Here is a 17,358-nt window from a genome sequence, read left to right on the forward strand (position 1 = left end):
AGAAGTGATATGCCGCTGTAGACTCTAAATTGTTTTAAGGCTGTTTCGGTAAAAATACATAAAAAAAGTGGTGCCACCGGAAGGTAGCACCACTTCTATATACCAGGTGGATCAGGAATTAACCAATACGGGAGATCAAATCTGCCGCACGGTTAGAGTAACCAAACTCATTGTCATACCAACCAACCACTTTCACCAACGTACCGTTGGCAGCCGTCTGCTGGGCATCAAAAATACAGGAGTGCGGGTTACCTACGATATCAATAGAAACGATTGGGTCTTCAGTATACTCCAGAATGCCTTTCATTTCGTTTTGAGCCGCTTTCTGCATAGCTGCATTGATTTCAGCTTTGGTCACTTCTCTTTTCAGGATAACCGTTAAATCAGTCAATGAACCATCTGGAATTGGCACGCGCATGGCTACCCCGTCCAGTTTTCCGTTTAGGTGCGGCAACACGAGGCCAACAGCTTTAGCGGCACCAGTAGACGTAGGAATGATAGATAATGCAGCGGCACGGGCTCTGCGCAAGTCAGCGTGCGGTGCATCCTGCAAGTTTTGATCTGCGGTGTAGGCGTGAATGGTAGTAATGTAGCCTTTTTCAATACCGAAAGCTTCATCCAACACTTTCGCCATTGGCGCAAGGCAGTTTGTAGTACAAGAAGCGTTAGAAACAATAGTTTCGTTTCCGGTTAAGATGTCTTCGTTAACACCTAATACTACCGTTGGGATATTTCCTTTAGCAGGTGCAGAGATAACTACTTTCTTCGCGCCAGCCTCTAAGTGACCACCAGCTCCTTTTTCATCCACGAAACGACCGGTAGACTCCAGTACCACGTCAACATCTAGTTTACCCCAAGGCAAATTCTTAGGCTCACGCTCAGCAAACACCTCAATGCGCTGTCCGTTTACAGTGATACTTTGCTCATCGGCAGAAACGGTACCGTTGAAACGGCCGTGTACAGAATCATATTTTAATAAGTGAGCAAGGGTGGCATTATCAGTCAGGTCATTGATACCAACCACTTCTACGTTTTCGCGCTCTATCAGAGTCCTAAAGGTAAGACGGCCGATACGGCCAAAGCCATTGATGGCTACTCTTATTTTCTTAGACATTTTTGTAAGGTTTTGTTCTTGTTAAACGGTGGCAAGTTACATGTTCCGGCAGGCAAAACAAACTTAAAATTTTCCGGCTCATTTTGAGTTATTTAGCGTTTAAACGCATCTTTTTTAACAAAGATGCTTGTCAGATAAAAAACAGCCTTCTATATTTGCACCATCAAAACCGAAAGATGGTCCGTTCGTCTAGGGGTTAGGACACCAGATTTTCATTCTGGTAACAGGGGTTCGATTCCCCTACGGACTACAACAGCAAAAAGCCGCTTCAATTAAATTGAAGTGGCTTTTTTATTTTTATGAATTTCCCATTTCAGTTGAACTTCGCTAACCCTACAGGGAGCAGTTCGTCATTCATTCTTTAGCACCTCTACTTTATTTCCTAATTATATCTTTCCTTAAAGAACCAACTCCATCTTTCCAGCGACAGCTTTAACTTTATAACACGGCTGCGTTGAAGGTATCTCCCTGAGACACATCGCCGGTCTCGAAGCCTTTTCTGAACCACCTGACTCTTTGGGCGGAGGTACCGTGCGTGAAGGAGTCCGGCACCACTCTGCCAGTGGATTGTTGTTGAAGACGGTCATCACCGATAGCACTTGCTGCGTTAAGGGCTTCCTCCAGGTCACCGGGTTCTAAAAAACCAGTAGCACGTTGTGTATGATGCGCCCACACTCCTGCGTAGAAATCGGCCTGCAGTTCTACCCGTACCATCAATTTATTGAATTCCACTTCTGTTAGTTTGCCCCGCATGGCGTTTACCTGCTCCATGGCACCCGTTAGCTTCTGCACATGGTGCCCCACCTCATGGCCAACCACATAAGCTTGCGCAAAGTCCCCTGCAGCGCCAAGCTTGTTTTCCATCTCCCTGAAAAAACTCAGATCTATGTAAAGGTTTTCATCTCCGGGACAGTAGAATGGTCCCGAGGCGGAAGAGGCAAGTCCACAGGCTGAGTTTACTTGTCCCGAGAACAGCACCAGCGTAGGTTCTCTGTAGCCTTGCAATAACTTGTTCCAAACATCTTCTGTATCTGCCAGCACCGTGGCCGTTTGTTCAGCTAGTGCCTGCTCTTCCGGGCTCCGTGGGGTGTTGGCAGTTTGGGCATATTGCGGTTCACCCCCCACAAACTGCTGCAAGAGCGCTATGGGGTTGGTTCCAGTTAAAAAGAACACCACTCCTAATATGGCTACAACTATCAGCCCTGCTTTCGAGAAAAGTAGTCGGAACAAGGGTATAAGCAGCATGGGGCTGATGCCTCTGCCTCCGAATCCACCTCCACCTTCTCCTCTACGGTCTTCTATATTGCTACTTTGTCTTCGGCCTTGCCATTTCATTTGAATCTATTTCAGTGAAATTATAATTGGCATATTTGGATGTTCCCAGCCTTGCCGCTGAGATTATTCCCGATGCCTTAACATTCTAACGGGAGGTAACTTCACTTGGATGCATGCAGTTTTCACAGAGGGCCTACCAAGGTGCGCAGAGGAGTGATTTATTGTTTGATATCTTCCTAATTACTTTCTCCAATCACTTTCAAGGAAGGGGGGACAGGTTATTAGGCAGATAGCGACTGGTCTCCATTTTATAGCGGTGGACTTATATAAATTAGAAGATGTTTATTGGACTGTACTGTAGAATAGATAATTTCCTTAGTTTATGGAATTGACTTACCTTGAATGAGTTAAGATTCATGAATTTAAATTCAAAACGCCCCGTTACCTAAAGCCCATGAAGAGCCTTCTTAAATTCTTAACCGCCACCTTAATGGTATTTATTGGTATATGCGGAGAATCGCAGGCCCAAGAAAGTAAGCCAACCGAAATACAGGTAACGGCTTATAAAACAACCATGCTGGCGAACGGGAAGGACGAGGTGCTGATAACTGCTAAGATCATTGACAGCAAAGGGAAAGATGTACCCGGCATGACGAAGCCGGTTATCTACAAAATAATTGGAGATGCCGATATCGTGAGCATCAATGGCCTCAAAGCCCAAGACCTGCAGAAAACGGACAGTACCTGGCAAACTAATTTAAGCGGAACAGCCCGTATCATTTTAAAGGCAGGTACTACCCGTGCCATTATAAAATTTGAAGCCAAAACCGACAGCCTGGGGGCTGGCGCCACTGAAATTCACACGATTAGGCCGGGCAAGCCGCACAAAGTAACAGATGAACATTACAAAGCCCGGACCACTACTGATAGGATATTAGGAGCAGATATTTCCTTTCTGCCCCAGTTGGAGGCCAGAGGCATAAAGTTTACTGACCAGGGAGTAGAAAAGGATGCCATTGCCATATTGAAAGACCACGGTTTTAACTATGTGCGGTTACGTATTTTCAATAACCCAGCCCACCCCAAAGGCTATTCACCCGAAAAAGGTTTTTGCGACCTTGAGCATACCAAACAAATGGCCAAACGGGTAAAAGCGGCCGGCATGAAACTACTGCTGGATTTCCATTACAGTGACTATTGGGCTGACCCGCAGCAGCAGAACAAACCAGCAGCCTGGGTAGGCAAAGATTTCAGTGTTTTGAAAGATTCGGTGCAGGCCTACACCCAGCATGTGATGCAACAGCTCAAAAACCAGGGAACAGAGCCGGAAATGGTGCAGATCGGCAATGAAATTAACCACGGCATGATCTGGCCCGAAGGACACGTAAATAACCTGGATAGCCTGGCGCAGTTAATTTACGCCGGGTTTAAAGGAGTTAAAGCCGTAAGCCCTCAATCCCTGATCATGGTACATGTGGCGCTGGGCGGACAAGCCGAAGAATCAGAGTTCTTTTACAATGCCATGCGCCAGCGCAATGTACCGTTTGACATCATTGGCCTTTCCTATTACCCTAAATGGCACGGTACCCTTGAAGACCTGAAAAGGAATATCGCCGTGCTTTCTAAGAAATACAACAAGCAGATTATGGTGGCCGAATACACCCACCTGAAACGGGAAGTGAACGACATTGCTTTCAGTGTTCCGGGTGGCAAAGGCATTGGATCCTTTATATGGGAACCTTTAAACACCTGGGAAGCCATCTTCGACCGTTCGGGCAAATCCAATAATTTACTTGATGTGTACCCCGAAATAGCTAAAAAGTACCTGAAATAAGTGAAGCGAAAAAAAGAGCTGCTCTACCTAAAACCGGAGCAGCTCTTTTTAAATGTCTGAATCTAAACGCTCTTATTTTTCTTTCACCAACGAAATATCATCTACCTGGCAGGAAGCATTCGCATTCCCATCGGCCAGAAAGCCTATTTCCACTTTGCCGTTTTTCACGGGCATCCGTTTGAGTTCTATAGTTACCCATTGAGGATTCGTTTTTTTCACCTTGCTCGCCATGCGCTTGCCAGCACTTTCGGCGTACATTTCCAATTTTGAGAAACCCTCAGTGTTCTTGATATTGGCGGTGAGGGTGTAAAAACCGTCGGGCAGTTTCACGTAAGGGGAAGAACTGACCACCTGCGACACCTTTCGCTGAAAAGGAACCTTGTCGCTGATGTTCAGGCTTTTTTCGCCTATGACCCTTTTCCTTTCTTCTTCAGAATTATCATAGTTCAAAACCGGTGAGCTTGTGGTGTCAAGCGAAACTTTGTTGCCCTTCAGCACCGTTGTTTCCCAGCCCAGCAAATACGTTTGAACAGGTTTAACCTGGCTCGGCATTCTTTTGCGGTCGGCTTCAAAGCTGCCGTTCTTGACGTAGTTGTTATCGGCCGCCACCTCCCACTCGCCGGTTTTCACATCCAGGTTCCAGGAGCCGAGTGAATTGAAATAGGGTTTGGCCCCGTTGAACGACATGGGAAACCACTGGTTGTAGCCTAGCCCGTTTCCCGCAAAATTGGCCCATCTGTCGCCGCAGTACACAACGGTTTCCTGTTTGCTGCCTTTAACGTTAAAGAAAAATCCGGTTTGGGTCACGTGGGCATAATCGCTTTCACTTCCCTCCATCACCTGCATGTCGTTTCGGGGCTCGTACGGGCCTTTGATATTATCCGCTACCAGGTAATACGCCAGAGAGGCATCCCAGCCGTAGAGGTTAGAAGCCGCCATATAATATTTGCCCTTGTATTTGAACATGCAATTTCCCTCACGACCCACTCCCTCAAAAATCATGGTACAGTCAAGCAAATCCACTTTCCCGTTTACTATGCCTATTTCAGAAAGGTAGATTTTATTGCGGCCTCTGCCATAGGAATACACCAGGTAAGATTTACCAGTGTCTTCATCAGTAAAAACGGTTTGGTCGCCAGTATTAGTAGTGCCAATCCGGTCCAGCATGCTTATTTTCTGATGCCATTTAAAGGGGCCGGCAGGTAAGTCAGACACAGCAATGAGCACCTCCGCGCCATGCTGCACAAACATGGCATACTGGTCTAGGTCTTTTATGTACGCTACCCCCAAGCGCCCTAGCCAGGTCCACTTTCCATCGGGCAAAGCTTCTTGTTTGGTCATGGCGTCACCTTCAAACGTCCAGTTAACCAGATCGGTGGAAGTATAGCAGGTAACCGATTCATAGCTTGACCGGGGCAAGGTTTTGTTTGGCGAGTTCCGGTAGGTTTCCGCCTCCTTGTAGTGAACGCCGTACCAGTAATACTTCTCCTGGCCAGACATTGGGTCCTTAAATTTGAAAATACCTCCGCCCTGGCTATAGATAGGCTGCCCGTCTTTGGTGTTCCAGAAAACATCATTCTTAATGTTGAGTTTCTGGGCAATCACTGGGGAGACTAGGAAAATAGTGGAGAGCAGAAATACAAAAATCACACTGAGCTGCGCAAAAAACCTTTTGAAGTACAAGGGTTGGTACATGTTTATCAGATTATATCAATTAGATATAGCAATAAGTTTTAGTATGATTTACCAAAATCGGCCTCAAAACCGACAGTAGTTACTTTGATAACAGCTTAGTGCGCTCCAGTTTGTCATGATACAGAATGTGCCCTACTTTCTCCTTGTGGATGAGCTTACTCAGCTTCATTACATTTTCCATCTTATTGCTGGTTCTCCGAACCTCACGAGAGATCAAAGCTGTCTTTTACTTTCACTCTTCTTTCATTTAAGCAGGTGAAATCCTTGATGCTTAAGGCATGTTCTTCTTCTCGAAACGCCAGTTGGGGTTTTGTGCTAATCCAGCCGGATTACCGGTAAATAGTTTACCCGCTTTCTTGTCGCCTTTCAATTGCCATTGGTACCAGGCAGTAGCGACCTTGGCAAACTCACCACCATGAGGTTGGCTGTACGTGCCGCCGTGCCCCACCTCCATATTGGCCATAAAAACCGGCACATGATTAATGCGGTTATAGTCGTCCATTCCGTTGTGATAGGCAATGTCTTTTTCGCCGCCCATCAGATACAAGGTGGGCGTATGCAGCTTTTTAAGATTATCCTTCGTGAGGTTGGGCATGGCGCTTTTCCCGTTTCCGGGCGTAGTAAAGATGCCGCTATTGCAAACTACCACCGTGCTCACCCGCGGGTCTGAGGCTACCTCAAGCGTTTGCAAACCACCACAGGACATGCCGCTCACGGCTATCTTGGTTACATCTATTTTGTTGTAATAAGGACTTTTTTTGTCTCCATTCTGAGCAATGGCCCAGTTGATGGCGTCAATAAGCTGAGACGAGGTTGATTTGCCACCTCCCTTTTCCCTTTCCTGGGGCATAGGACCAATGGCTACCACCAGAAAACCGTAAGAAGAAACCTCTGACAAAAAATTCACATGTTCCCAGGGAGAGTTGGCGCAAGCACCGTTTCCCCAGGCAATAATGGGCAACTTATTCTTCTTGCCAAAAGCGCTCAAGTCTTTCGGGCGGAAGACGGTATGAGTCGCCAGTGTAGTTTCGGTGAGCATCACCGCCCTATACGGGCCGGTACCACCATCTTCCACTACCCTCAAGTTTGCTTGTACCGAAGTTGCAGCCGGCTGCGCGAGTAAAGTTGGCGGTTTTAGAGTTGCTATGATAATAAGAATCAAAAACGTAAACATGAATTGCTTTCTAATCATACAATCAAGTCTAAGGTTAGTGGGACTATTATAACAGAGTGACTGATGTAACATCTCTGGACAACTTATCTGATTTAATTAGTATTAGGCAGCTATTTGGAGGCTACTTCTTCTACTAAATTGTAGATAAGGGTAACTTTTCGAAGAAGGAAAAACATCCCTTGAAAGGGAAGTTTCTGAAGATATCTAGTTCGGGGTAGCTTTTAGAACACGCCTTACCTCACAAGACTTAAAGGTTTGATACTTTTTTCTGAAATACACCATGGAAACCGCTGTTAACAAAACGCCAAATGCTGAAAGGCCTATCACACTGTTTGAGAAGAAGGTTACCCAATTTAATTGAACTTTCAATATTTCTTTGCTGAACAACACCCCAACACTGCCCACGTACCCAAATGAATCGGCCAGGTAAATAAGGAAGCCAACGTTTCCGGTATATTTAAACGTGGAAATCAGCCGATCAAAAAACACGGCATTGAAAGGGATGTACACCATATACAGACCAAGTCCCACCAGCATCATCCACCAGGCGGGCTCCACGGATTTAGTCATGAAAAGCAAAGTTGAACCACCGGCAAGCGCAAACCCCAGCAAAATGAAAACATGTGCCGTCTGCAGGGCTTTGTGATTGTTCTTGATGAGCACCATGGAGCCAATCAACACCAGAATGATGAGGGTGATGGGGGTTTCTGTTTTCGTGAAAATAGCGGGCTGGTTGAAGTACCCTAAATCTTTCCACATTTCATCCCCGAAGTTATCTCTGATGTCCCGGAAGATAGTGGCAAAAGAATAAATCAGGACGCATATGGCAATACCGGGATAAAACTCCCGAACAAATCTTTTTCTGTCATCCTGGGTCATGGCGGTACGTTCTGCCCTGAGTTGGATGTCTTCCTCACTGGGTGGTGGAATCTTCTCCATCAGATACACAAAAAGCACCAGGGGCGGTACAAAGACTAAACCCGTGTAAAAGGGCATCCAGAATTCTGATATACCAAACTGCACCATCAGCCATGCCCCTACAGATTTGACGAAACCTGAGGCAAAAATAAAACTCACCGCCAAGGTAGCCCCAATGAAATCTGTGCTCCTCCTGCCCTCCACATAAGAGAAAACAACTCCCCAGAGCATGCCTAAGGGAAATCCGTTTACAAAAAGGAAAACAATGTTGTAAGGCAAGGGCACCACCGCGAAAAACAACCAGCTTACCCAGGATATCCCGGTTAACAGGAGAATCACGGTACCTCTGCCTGTTCGTTTAAGCTCTGAGATATACTTTATCCCATAAAATTTGGCCAGCAGGTAACCCAACATCTGACTGATCACCAATATAGTCTTGTAGCTATACCCTCCTATTTCAATGCCGTCATAAGTAGCAACTGTAAAAGACTTTCTGAAGCCAAAGATCATGATGTAGGTAAGGAAAACCACTACAGCAGCATATACCCCAACCTTTATCTGGCTTCTGGTCATTTCATTTTTCTCAGACATGCTACCTTAGTTATCAGGTTTTGATTTCACATTTGCCTTTGGAATGTAGGTAATAGCGGTTGAAATTTTATAGGGGCTACCAAAATTTCTTTTGTTTTCTTAGCAGAGGTCACTTGTTGGCATTTCAAAATAGGATTTCACTTATGGCAATTCCTCATTTGTAAAGCCCTGTTAATTAGCTTGCACTAGAAGTTTGTAGTACAGCCCCTCTACCACCTTATGGTATGCTCCTAAAGCCATATTACCATCAAGGAAAAGTTTTCATATACAAATCTGCTGTCATCAAGAAAGCCTATTCATTATCATGGAGCGGCTTTCTTGATGATTAAACTAGACTGTTCGGGCAAATACAGTACACCATCTTTTTCCTACGACTGTATACATTCAAAGCTTATATACTATTTTATTAATGATATAGCGTTGTTAATACACAGAGAAAAGACGTTTATAAAGGAGCAATGCGAATGGGATAAGACATAACGTAAATAACAATGCCAAGGAGCAGCAAATTTTCAAATCTATGCTTCACCTGTTGCATATCCCCTGTTAATCAAAGTTAATCAAATAGCCCAATCAGGACAAAATGGGTTTTGTTCGTTCTTTTAGTAATGCAATAGCCTCTTGTTCACTGGCAAATGCATTATCAATGTTTAACAAGTGCCGGGCCAGTACATCGTACCGTTTACACATAAGGTAAAAGAACACTCTGGAATAGTCCAATCCATCAAAAACTATCGCTTTGTTCAGCCGGTACTTGGCTTGGGTTTTCAGAAAATGATTTGGGTACTCTGACCAGTGCATGGCCGGACGTTCATGGTGGCTGATGTGGTAACCATCATTCCAGCATTTGTGGTTATATTTCACGTTTATGCAAGTGATGCTATTTTTATATGGGTTTGCCGGTTCACTGGCATCCACGAACGAGTGTTGCGTCCAGTTACCTACCATGGCAATGAGCCGGTAAATGAAAAGCGGAATAATAAACACCACTAGGGTAGCCGGAAAGCTAATAAAGCTTAACCCCACACATAAAGCTAAAAAACTAACCTCCCCAACAACAGCCCTGCAAACCAGCTTGCGCCTTTTCTTTCGGAGCAGGTAGTCAATCAAGTCAATCACTCCAGCCACCATAAACAACCCGTAATATTTCAGGAAGGACCTAACACTATCTCTTTTATAAGCTAGAGTACTGCTTTCGTCTTCTGTCATATTACCCTCTACATGGTGCATGCCTATGTGATGACTATAATATGTTTCAGGACTCTGCCCAAAGAAGGGGCCTACTACCCAGGGCAAATAGTTGTTCCAGTACCGGTAAGGAGATTTAAACAATGGCCGGTGGTTAGTACAATGAAACATCAATCCAAATGGACCTTTAAACATTGCATTATTGAGAACCAGGTAAGTAAATGCCAACAGCCACCACAGCCAGCCTGAAATAAAAGGAAGGTATAAAAGGACACCAACCGGAATAAGAACCAGGCTTATTTTGATGGTCAGGTAAATGAAGGGCAGGTCCCGCTCATCATTTAAAAAGTTGATTAAGAAATAATCAATTGCAGAAGCAGGCTTCTCTACCCCGCAGGGATCTGTAACGGCGGTTAAGGTCTTCATGATTCTTGAAGTGCTCTTTTGAGGATAATAGACTTAGTAAAACAAACAATACAACTTCACATGTTTTAATCATTAAATTAATACATACTACCCCAAACATAGACACTGATAACAATGGAACACATTATAGGCGGGGAAGTCTTCATATTTGTTGGGCTAAACCAAGATCAATGCCTTAAAGGAGTGGTCTTTTACTCCCATTTTAAAAAAATGGAGCAAAACATCACCATAGTTATATCATGGTCAATGCTATCTCGTAAAACCACCTTCACTGTAGCTTAGAGAATGTGGTCAAATCCCTCGCACGCGAATGGTATTCTCTATTTCCTGCCGGTAGTTTCTACCGATGGGGAGTTCTTTTCCCATTACTTCCACATGGCTTGGGGAAAACGAATCAATCTTATCTAAAGCCACAATATATGACCTATGGATCCGGGCAAAGCTCTCCTCAGGCAGCATCTCTTCCAAAGACGAGATGGTTTGTTTGGGTACTATCTGCTTGGTTGCCGTGACAATACGCACATAGTCCTTCAGGCTTTCTATGTACAGAATATCAGAGACCATCACTTTCACCATCTTGCGGTCAACCCTGAAATAAAGGAACCTGTCGCTGGAGGCATGGTGAAGTTGCGGAGAAGGGGCGGCAGCGATGGAAAGCTCTGGTTGATGAATTTTCTGGATAGCTCTTAACAGCCGCTCGAATGAGATGGGTTTAAGTAGATAATCTACCACATCAAGGTCAAACGCTTCTAAGGCGTACTCTGGGTAAGCAGTCGTAAAAATAACCTTAGGCGGGTGGCGCAGGGTCCTAAGAAAATGGGTCCCTAACAGCTGTGGCATCTTAATGTCAAGGAACATTAGATCAACGGGTTGCCGCTGAAGCTCTTCCAGCGCCGAGATGGCGTTATGGCATTGCCCCACTACCTGCAACATGGGCAATGAAGCTATATGAGACTGCAACACCGCCTGGGCGGGCGGCTCGTCATCTACTAAGAGGCATCTGATCTTCATAGCGGTTAGTGATAAAGCTGTTTTTCAGCAGATCTTCTGAACGTCATCCTTGTTTCGGCGGAAGCTTTTTCCATGTCAGACTCCTCCAACTGAAGCGTAAGGGTCACCAGAAAAGTCTCCGATTCCCGCCAAATGTTCAACTCATGTGTGGCAGGGTAAAGCAACTCCAACCTTTTTCTGACATTTGCCAATCCAATACCATGTGTTACCTGATGCTCTCCGGGAGGGTCTGCTTCCGGAACGGCATTCATTATCTTGAACTTCAAGGTGTGCCCCCTCACCATAATATCAAGGCTCACCCAAGCCTGGTCTAGTTGTTCGCTTGCCCCGTGTTTAAAGCTGTTTTCCAGAAAAGGTAACAGAAGCAAAGGCGCAATCAACTTCCCTTCTAAATTCCCTTCAATGTTGACAGAAAGATCCAGGCGTTCGCCATACCTCAATCTTTCCAGCTCCAGGTAGTCCTGAAGCATTCCTATCTCTTTGGACAGCGGCACTTTGGTCACGTTGCACTCATAAAGCATATATTGCAGCAGCCCAGACAACTTTAATACTACCTCGGGGGCTATAGCCGAATGTACCAGGGTAAGCGAATACAGATTATTAAGAGTGTTGAATAGAAAATGTGGATGGACCTGGGCTTTCAGCAACTGTAACTCTGCTTTCAGTTTCTCCCCTTCCAGTTGAATGGACAATTGGTTTTTATTGTACCAATGCTTGGCCAGCTTAATTGCGCCGACAAACCCTGCAATACTTAATCCGCCCCTTAACCCCGCCATCAGGCCAAAGTAAAAACTGCTGCTCGGTTTCGTCACACGGAAATAGTCTCTGATCATGACCACCAGAGTATCAGAGATAAAGAAGGAAAGCGATGAGGCGATAAAGATGGTGGCGGCCAATCCCAGCAGGAATTCACTATAACGGCCCTTGAGCAGAAACCGCGGGATTAGCAGGTACATGAACGTGTAACTCAGTAATAGGTGCGTGGGCAAAAACGCCAGGGCTTCCAGGAGAGAAAGCTTGTAGAGGGTAGCAAATGAAGAATGGTGGCGGATTGGTGATGCCCACCGGCTTGCTTCCATACACAAGGGTAAAAAAGACAACCCAGGCCAACCAGAAAACCAGGTGCCTGGCTACCCGGTACTTGGGGGCATCTGCAAAAATGAACTTTGTCCCTAATGCTGACATAACAAGCTCCTTTTTTTACCTTAAGATACAAGAAGGCATCTCAAAAATCCACTTGTCAGAGCCTTTGTAGACGAAAGGATGTTTTCTGTCGCTGAACGACAAAAAGAGCATCCATTTTCCAACCATCTCTTTAAACAGGTAGAGTAGCGATAAACCAGATACGCCCAGCGAATAGCCAAGCAATGCGTTTTCTGGCAGTTTACTTTAGTCTTACAAAATCAAGTAAGGCATTTAACTTCAACTATTTACCGCTATGAAAAACACATTCCTGAAATTCGCCATGGTTGTTGGGCTTTTCACTTTTCTCCCTGATTTCACAGTTTCCGCCCAAACCACAACAGCTTCCTGGTACTGGGTAGTAGAATCCAACACCCGCCAGAAAAAAACCAGCATTGTGCGTTTCTACAATAAGGAGCATCAGCTGGTTTACGAGGAAAAAGTTACCGGCCGAAAACTGGACATCAGAAAACCTAAAAACAAAAAACTGCTGGACAACGCCCTTCAGCAAATCATGGTCACTCCTCCCACGTACGCCATTTTAGGCAGTAAGAAGTTTTAAATAAACAGGTACAGTACTCACCTAAATAAGAAAGCCACTTAGCTGCAGCTGAGTGGCTTTCTTATTTTCAATATGCAGATGGCAGCGCTATCAAAGACAAACGTTTCTGACTTGTTCTCCGAAAAACAGCCTTAGAACAGAACCCTTCTCAACTAAAGGGAATGCCTTGTCTCTACCCTTTGCTGGAATTTACTTCTTCTCGTACACAATGAGCAGCGTTAACTCAGTGTCTTTGTCTGGGGTAAGTCCGTGCGAACTGCCAGGCCTGGTTAAAATGGCATCGCCTGGTTTTACGGGAAACGTTTTGCCGTTCATCTGCATCTGCCCCGTTCCGCTTAGGATATAGTACACCTCATCTTCTTTCTGCAAATGGTACCCGATGGATGCTCCGGGTTTAAGGACTCTTTTCCGAAAAGCAGTTTTAAAATCAGGCACACCCTCAAAGAAGCTATAGGCAACAGTTTCCCCTCCCCCATTATGCGGACCGGGTTGCTTTTTGGCTACTTGCGCATCTTGCTCCAGAACATATCCCTTTTGCTCCGTTGCTTTCTCCTGTGCTAACAAAGAGGTGTCTGAGGTCAAAAGAAGAACAAGGAAAAACGAAAGCAGATATCTGTATCCCATAACTGTAGAGGTAGGTATAAACGAAAGATACAAAGATTCTAAAGTCGATAGCTGCACCTGGCTTCAGAAAATTGGATGCCAACACTTACTAAGGTGTGACCCTTCTTTTTTGTACGGCTATTTGCCTGAAGCGGAAATTACCTTTTCCTTCATCATCCTATCGGCCCAGGGTATAAAGTATTTTATATTGGGGGCATCAGTGTGGCCCCCGTCGTGTTGGCGCCAGGCTAAATGGCCGTCCAGCAAACTCACGTTTACGCCGGGCATCTTTGCGGTCTTGTAATCATATCCAACGCCCAGGTCTTTCGCGCCCAACAGCTTGAACACGGGTCCAGCGGCCACGGTGGCCATGTAACTGCCCTGCTGGTCTAGCCACTTGGCATCGCCTTGTTCGGGTATGCCGTAGCTGATAAAGGTGGCTCTAGGAGCACAGAGAGCAATTAACTGATGGGCATCTACCGGAATATCATTGGCGGTTTTGGGGCCGAAAGTAGCGTCAGAGGCACCGTACTTCAGAAAATTTCCGGCCATCCAATGGTATTCGCCGCTGCTGGTCAGGCTTTCCACGGCTTCCCCGAAGTTGCGGCGGTGCAGTTTCGCTCCCCCTTCACCTGAAGAACCGATCAAGCCCACGGCAAAGCGCTGATCAAAAGCCAGCGCCACCAGTGCTGCTTTCCCGAACCGGGATACGCCTTCAATGCCCACCCGTTTGGCATCTACCGCCGGATCCGTTTCCAGGTAGTCTAGTCCGCGTGAGGCACCCCAAGCCCAGGCCCGGAGCGCACCCCAATCATCGGGTTTGCGGGTCTGTCCTTTGTTCACCAACCCAATAATGCCTTTGGTCAGCCCGGCTCCGTTATCGGCCTGGATGCTGCCCGGTTCAATTAAAACGTACCCCCAGCCCGCGGCCAGCAGTTGCTGTGGCGTGGGCGGATCTCCAGCGGGCGGCAAACCAAAGCTTGGAGCGGGTGCCACAATGGGGTTATAAGCCGGATACTGTTCAAACACTGCTTTCAACGAAGGATCTGTTTCCACCAGCAGTTTCTTCATAGCGACATTTACCTTCTCCAGGCTTTCCTTGGGTGGTTGCGCCGGAGCCGGCAAAGCACTACGGCTGAACATCATCAAGACCGGTACCGGTCCTTTGGCATTGGCAGGTGTAACGACCGTCATGTTGATGTTCACCTCCAGCGCAGGATATTGCGAATTGTCTACTTGCCCTACCAACTGCTTTGCGTTAACCGGAATCCAGCCCACCATCTCCCGCTCAGAGATCATGGTTTTCCAGGTTACTTTAGGCACGTTTTTAGGAATTCGGCCAAACACCTCGCGCTCAAACTCCTCTACTATCTCGGGCCGGCGCTGGTTCCACCACTGGGCAGGCGTCGTTACTTTCTTACGGTTTTTGAGGGTGAGCACCTCCTGCAGGTTGGGGTACGGGTTCGCCTTGGCTTCATCATAGTTGGCAGCATTGGGTGCTTTGGGATCACTGCTGGGCCCAGGCCGAAGCGTCTTAATACCCAATTGCTTCATCATCTGCTGGTGGTCCTGCTCTGCAGTGAGATTCAATGGCGCAGGATAATTTGCAGCGGTTCCGGTAGTGGCCTGCTGCGCCGAAGCCGAAGAAACCACTAAGCTGAACAATACGATAAGTGCTTTTCTCATGGTGGTAGAAGCCTGTACGGTTAGTTATCGGTGCGGAAAGGGGAAGCGGGTAATTTTTCCTTGTTGTAGAGGTTGGCACCGTCTGGGTTATCGGCCCAGGCATAGCGCACGAATTTAGGCTCTGGTACCTCGTCGCTCCACACCACTACTTTGTCGCCCTCTATTCTGGCATTCGCCCACACAAACTTTTTATCGGCTCCGGCAATGGCAAACTGACTTAGCTCCTCGCCGTCAATGGAAATCAACCCGCTGCCCACGTTCGTAAAACTCAGGATGATCTTATTCCCCTCGATCTTGGAGGATTGGTACAGCGGACCAGAGGAGACGATCTTTTTGTCGCTGTAAATCAGTTTCATGGCAGCCAGAGCCAACCGTTCGCCCACGTCTTTCTTGTTATCCGGGTGAATGTCGTTCCACTCGCCTAGCTCAATGGTGACGGCCATGGCCGTGTTAGGCACTGAAAGGGTTTGGAGCGCCGCTTCCCGCATCATGGCCCAGTTGCTTTCAGTGGGCAGGTAATTCCTTTCCATAAAATTAGGAAGCTGGACAAAGAGGAACGGAAGATTGCCTTGTCCCCACTTGTCACGCCAATCAGAGATCAAGGCAGGCAACAACTTTTTGTATTCTGTAGGGTTGCCGGCGTTGCTTTCGCCCTGGTACCATAAAATGCCTTTGAGGGTGTAGTCTGTGGCAGGGGCTACCATGGCGTTATACAAAGCGGAGGGTTGGTTCTGGGCACTGATACCGCCTTCAAATCCCCCACTAGCGGGACGGTATACATCACCCACTTTGTATTGCCAGGTGCCTTTCAGGTCTAGGGTCTGGCCGTTGGCTTCCAGGTAGTAGGGTTTATCTGGCACAAAGCCGCCCTTGCCGCCTTGGTTCAGCACGCGTATCACAAAGAGATTCTTCCCTGCTTTTAAAGTACCTGCCGGAATGGCGTATCTTCTCTGCGGATATTGGTACCCTGTGCTTCCGACCTGTTTTCCGTTAATGTACAGGAAATCAGCATCTACAATGCGGCCCAGGAACACCTTGGCCGGTACGCCCACCATGGAAGCAGGAACGTCTATTTCGCGACGGTACCATACAGCGCCGTTCAGATCTTTGATGCCCTGGTCTTCCCAATAGCCGGGGATGTTGATATCGCGCCATCCCTTGGGCTCATACGCCGGATCAAACCATTTTACTTCTCCCGTCAGGCCCTTGTCAAGCTCGGGCTTCTGCCGGTTGGCAGCTGCTACTGCCGCGGCCCGACGTTGAATTGGGTTTACATAGCTGGTGTCGCGGTTCTTGTTGATGGTAGCCAAGATAGCGGGGAATTCCTTCAGGCCTTCTTCACTGGTCCAGGCTTCAATGGGCGTTCCGCCTACGCTGGCATTGATCAACCCAATCGGAATTTTGTACCGGTCGTACAGTTTCCGGGCGAAGAAATAGGCCACGGCAGAGAAGTTGTTCACGTCCTGCGGGTTTGCCCATTTCCAAGACGCATTAGCTGGCAAATCCTGCGCCGGGCCTTCCATGTTGGTCGCGGTCGGTATCCAGAAATGCCTAATCTGGGGGTAATTAGCAGTTATGATATCGTTGGCATAAGTGATGTTATGCAGCGACATTTGGTGTACCATGTTAGACTGCCCGGAGCAGAAATACACATCGCCCAACAGGATGTCTTTTACGGTGATCTGGTTGCTGCCTTTGATGTCCATGGTGTAAGGACCGCCAGCCTTCATAGGCGACAAGGCTACCTCCCATTTACCGCTGGGGTTGGTGGTGGATTTGTAGTTTTTACCCCTGAAACTAACCGTCACTTTTTCGCCGGGAGCGGCCCATCCCCAAACTTTGGTTTTGGCATCGCGCTGTAACACCATTCCGTCACTTACCAACTTTGGCAATCTTACCTGACTAAAAGCCTCTGCCTGGAACAGGCACAGAAGGGCAAAAACAATATACTTTCCTTTGCTGCGGTACATGTTTGTTCTACTCATTCTTAAATTAAGATGAAAAATCAGATAAGCAATGTACAATTAAAATAGGATGGTAAAAAGGACCAGTCCATTTTGGTGATGGTTTTACTTAAACACACTCAAACTGGACTGGTC

13 protein-coding genes and 1 tRNA gene are annotated in these 17,358 nt (G+C 46.8%); 3 read left to right on the forward strand and 11 right to left on the reverse strand.

Annotation, left to right across the window (positions count from 1 at the left end):
- Positions 1-118 precede the first annotated feature (118 nt).
- Complete coding sequence (gene gap / locus DC20_RS00140) at positions 119-1,114, reverse strand: type I glyceraldehyde-3-phosphate dehydrogenase (protein WP_062541972.1); 996 nt, start codon at positions 1,112-1,114, stop codon at positions 119-121.
- 178 nt (positions 1,115-1,292) lie between these two features.
- Here gap and DC20_RS00145 point away from each other — a divergent pair.
- Positions 1,293-1,364, forward strand: a tRNA-Glu gene (locus DC20_RS00145).
- A 188-nt stretch (positions 1,365-1,552) separates the two neighbouring features.
- Here DC20_RS00145 and ypfJ read toward each other — a convergent pair.
- Entirely contained in the window at positions 1,553-2,449 is an 897-nt protein-coding gene (ypfJ, locus tag DC20_RS00150; protein ID WP_062541973.1) for a KPN_02809 family neutral zinc metallopeptidase, read from the reverse strand.
- A 394-nt stretch (positions 2,450-2,843) separates the two neighbouring features.
- On the opposite strand from ypfJ, the gene DC20_RS00155 reads away from it, so the two are divergent.
- Positions 2,844-4,223: a glycosyl hydrolase 53 family protein gene (locus tag DC20_RS00155; RefSeq protein ID WP_062541974.1), complete on the forward strand. Its 1,380-nt coding sequence runs from the start codon at positions 2,844-2,846 to the stop codon at positions 4,221-4,223.
- Between the two features lie 72 nt (positions 4,224-4,295).
- Here DC20_RS00155 and DC20_RS00160 read toward each other — a convergent pair whose 3' ends face one another.
- The 6 genes from DC20_RS00160 to DC20_RS00185 all read right to left on the reverse strand — a co-directional run bounded on the left by DC20_RS00160 (position 4,296) and on the right by DC20_RS00185 (position 12,305).
- Complete coding sequence (locus DC20_RS00160) at positions 4,296-5,918, reverse strand: family 43 glycosylhydrolase (RefSeq protein ID WP_062541975.1); 1,623 nt, start codon at positions 5,916-5,918, stop codon at positions 4,296-4,298.
- A gap of 271 nt (positions 5,919-6,189) precedes the next feature.
- A complete protein-coding gene (locus tag DC20_RS00165; protein WP_218918721.1) occupies positions 6,190-7,110 on the reverse strand; it encodes an alpha/beta hydrolase family protein in 921 nt (306 codons plus the stop codon).
- Between the two features lie 186 nt (positions 7,111-7,296).
- A complete protein-coding gene (locus DC20_RS00170) occupies positions 7,297-8,601 on the reverse strand; it encodes a DUF5690 family protein (RefSeq protein ID WP_062541977.1) in 1,305 nt (434 codons plus the stop codon).
- Between the two features lie 573 nt (positions 8,602-9,174).
- Complete coding sequence (locus DC20_RS00175; RefSeq protein ID WP_062541978.1) at positions 9,175-10,215, reverse strand: fatty acid desaturase family protein; 1,041 nt, start codon at positions 10,213-10,215, stop codon at positions 9,175-9,177.
- Between the two features lie 291 nt (positions 10,216-10,506).
- The gene (locus DC20_RS00180) at positions 10,507-11,226 is read right to left on the reverse strand and encodes a LytR/AlgR family response regulator transcription factor (RefSeq protein ID WP_062541979.1); all 720 of its coding nucleotides are present in this window, start codon (positions 11,224-11,226) and stop codon (positions 10,507-10,509) included.
- 5 nt (positions 11,227-11,231) lie between these two features.
- Positions 11,232-12,305 carry a sensor histidine kinase gene (locus DC20_RS00185; protein WP_245652269.1) on the reverse strand — a complete coding sequence of 358 codons (1,074 nt, stop codon included), beginning with the start codon at positions 12,303-12,305 and terminating at the stop codon, positions 11,232-11,234.
- Positions 12,306-12,664: 359 nt separating this feature from the next.
- Between DC20_RS00185 and DC20_RS00195 the strand changes: the two genes are divergently transcribed.
- Positions 12,665-12,970, forward strand: coding sequence for a hypothetical protein (locus tag DC20_RS00195; protein ID WP_062541982.1), 306 nt, complete (start codon positions 12,665-12,667; stop codon positions 12,968-12,970).
- Positions 12,971-13,159: 189 nt separating this feature from the next.
- On the opposite strand, the gene DC20_RS00200 is transcribed toward DC20_RS00195, so the two are convergent.
- From DC20_RS00200 to DC20_RS00210, 3 genes are all read right to left on the reverse strand, one after another.
- Positions 13,160-13,594 (reverse strand): cupin domain-containing protein, encoded by a 435-nt coding sequence (locus DC20_RS00200; protein ID WP_062541983.1) that lies wholly within the window; start codon positions 13,592-13,594, stop codon positions 13,160-13,162.
- Between the two features lie 117 nt (positions 13,595-13,711).
- The gene (locus DC20_RS00205) at positions 13,712-15,259 is read right to left on the reverse strand and encodes a glucuronyl esterase domain-containing protein (RefSeq protein WP_062541984.1); all 1,548 of its coding nucleotides are present in this window, start codon (positions 15,257-15,259) and stop codon (positions 13,712-13,714) included.
- A 20-nt stretch (positions 15,260-15,279) separates the two neighbouring features.
- Positions 15,280-17,244 (reverse strand): sialate O-acetylesterase, encoded by a 1,965-nt coding sequence (locus DC20_RS00210; protein WP_245652270.1) that lies wholly within the window; start codon positions 17,242-17,244, stop codon positions 15,280-15,282.
- Positions 17,245-17,358: the final 114 nt, after the last annotated feature.

This window comes from Rufibacter tibetensis (genome assembly GCF_001310085.1).
GTDB lineage: Bacteria > Bacteroidota > Bacteroidia > Cytophagales > Hymenobacteraceae > Nibribacter > Nibribacter tibetensis.

Excerpts from the sequence above, each read along its gene's own strand:
- gap (WP_062541972.1), bottom strand. The coding sequence starts at position 1,114 with ATGTCTAAGAAAATAAGAGTAGCCATCAATGGCTTTGGCCGTATCGGC.
- ypfJ (WP_062541973.1), bottom strand. The coding sequence starts at position 2,449 with ATGAAATGGCAAGGCCGAAGACAAAGTAGCAATATAGAAGACCGTAGA.
- DC20_RS00155 (WP_062541974.1), top strand. The coding sequence starts at position 2,844 with ATGAAGAGCCTTCTTAAATTCTTAACCGCCACCTTAATGGTATTTATT.
- DC20_RS00160 (WP_062541975.1), bottom strand. The coding sequence starts at position 5,918 with ATGTACCAACCCTTGTACTTCAAAAGGTTTTTTGCGCAGCTCAGTGTG.
- DC20_RS00165 (WP_218918721.1), bottom strand. The coding sequence starts at position 7,110 with ATGATTAGAAAGCAATTCATGTTTACGTTTTTGATTCTTATTATCATA.
- DC20_RS00170 (WP_062541977.1), bottom strand. The coding sequence starts at position 8,601 with ATGTCTGAGAAAAATGAAATGACCAGAAGCCAGATAAAGGTTGGGGTA.
- DC20_RS00175 (WP_062541978.1), bottom strand. The coding sequence starts at position 10,215 with ATGAAGACCTTAACCGCCGTTACAGATCCCTGCGGGGTAGAGAAGCCT.
- DC20_RS00180 (WP_062541979.1), bottom strand. The coding sequence starts at position 11,226 with ATGAAGATCAGATGCCTCTTAGTAGATGACGAGCCGCCCGCCCAGGCG.
- DC20_RS00185 (WP_245652269.1), bottom strand. The coding sequence starts at position 12,305 with ATGGAAGCAAGCCGGTGGGCATCACCAATCCGCCACCATTCTTCATTT.
- DC20_RS00195 (WP_062541982.1), top strand. The coding sequence starts at position 12,665 with ATGAAAAACACATTCCTGAAATTCGCCATGGTTGTTGGGCTTTTCACT.
- DC20_RS00200 (WP_062541983.1), bottom strand. The coding sequence starts at position 13,594 with ATGGGATACAGATATCTGCTTTCGTTTTTCCTTGTTCTTCTTTTGACC.
- DC20_RS00205 (WP_062541984.1), bottom strand. The coding sequence starts at position 15,259 with ATGAGAAAAGCACTTATCGTATTGTTCAGCTTAGTGGTTTCTTCGGCT.
- DC20_RS00210 (WP_245652270.1), bottom strand. The coding sequence starts at position 17,244 with ATGAGTAGAACAAACATGTACCGCAGCAAAGGAAAGTATATTGTTTTT.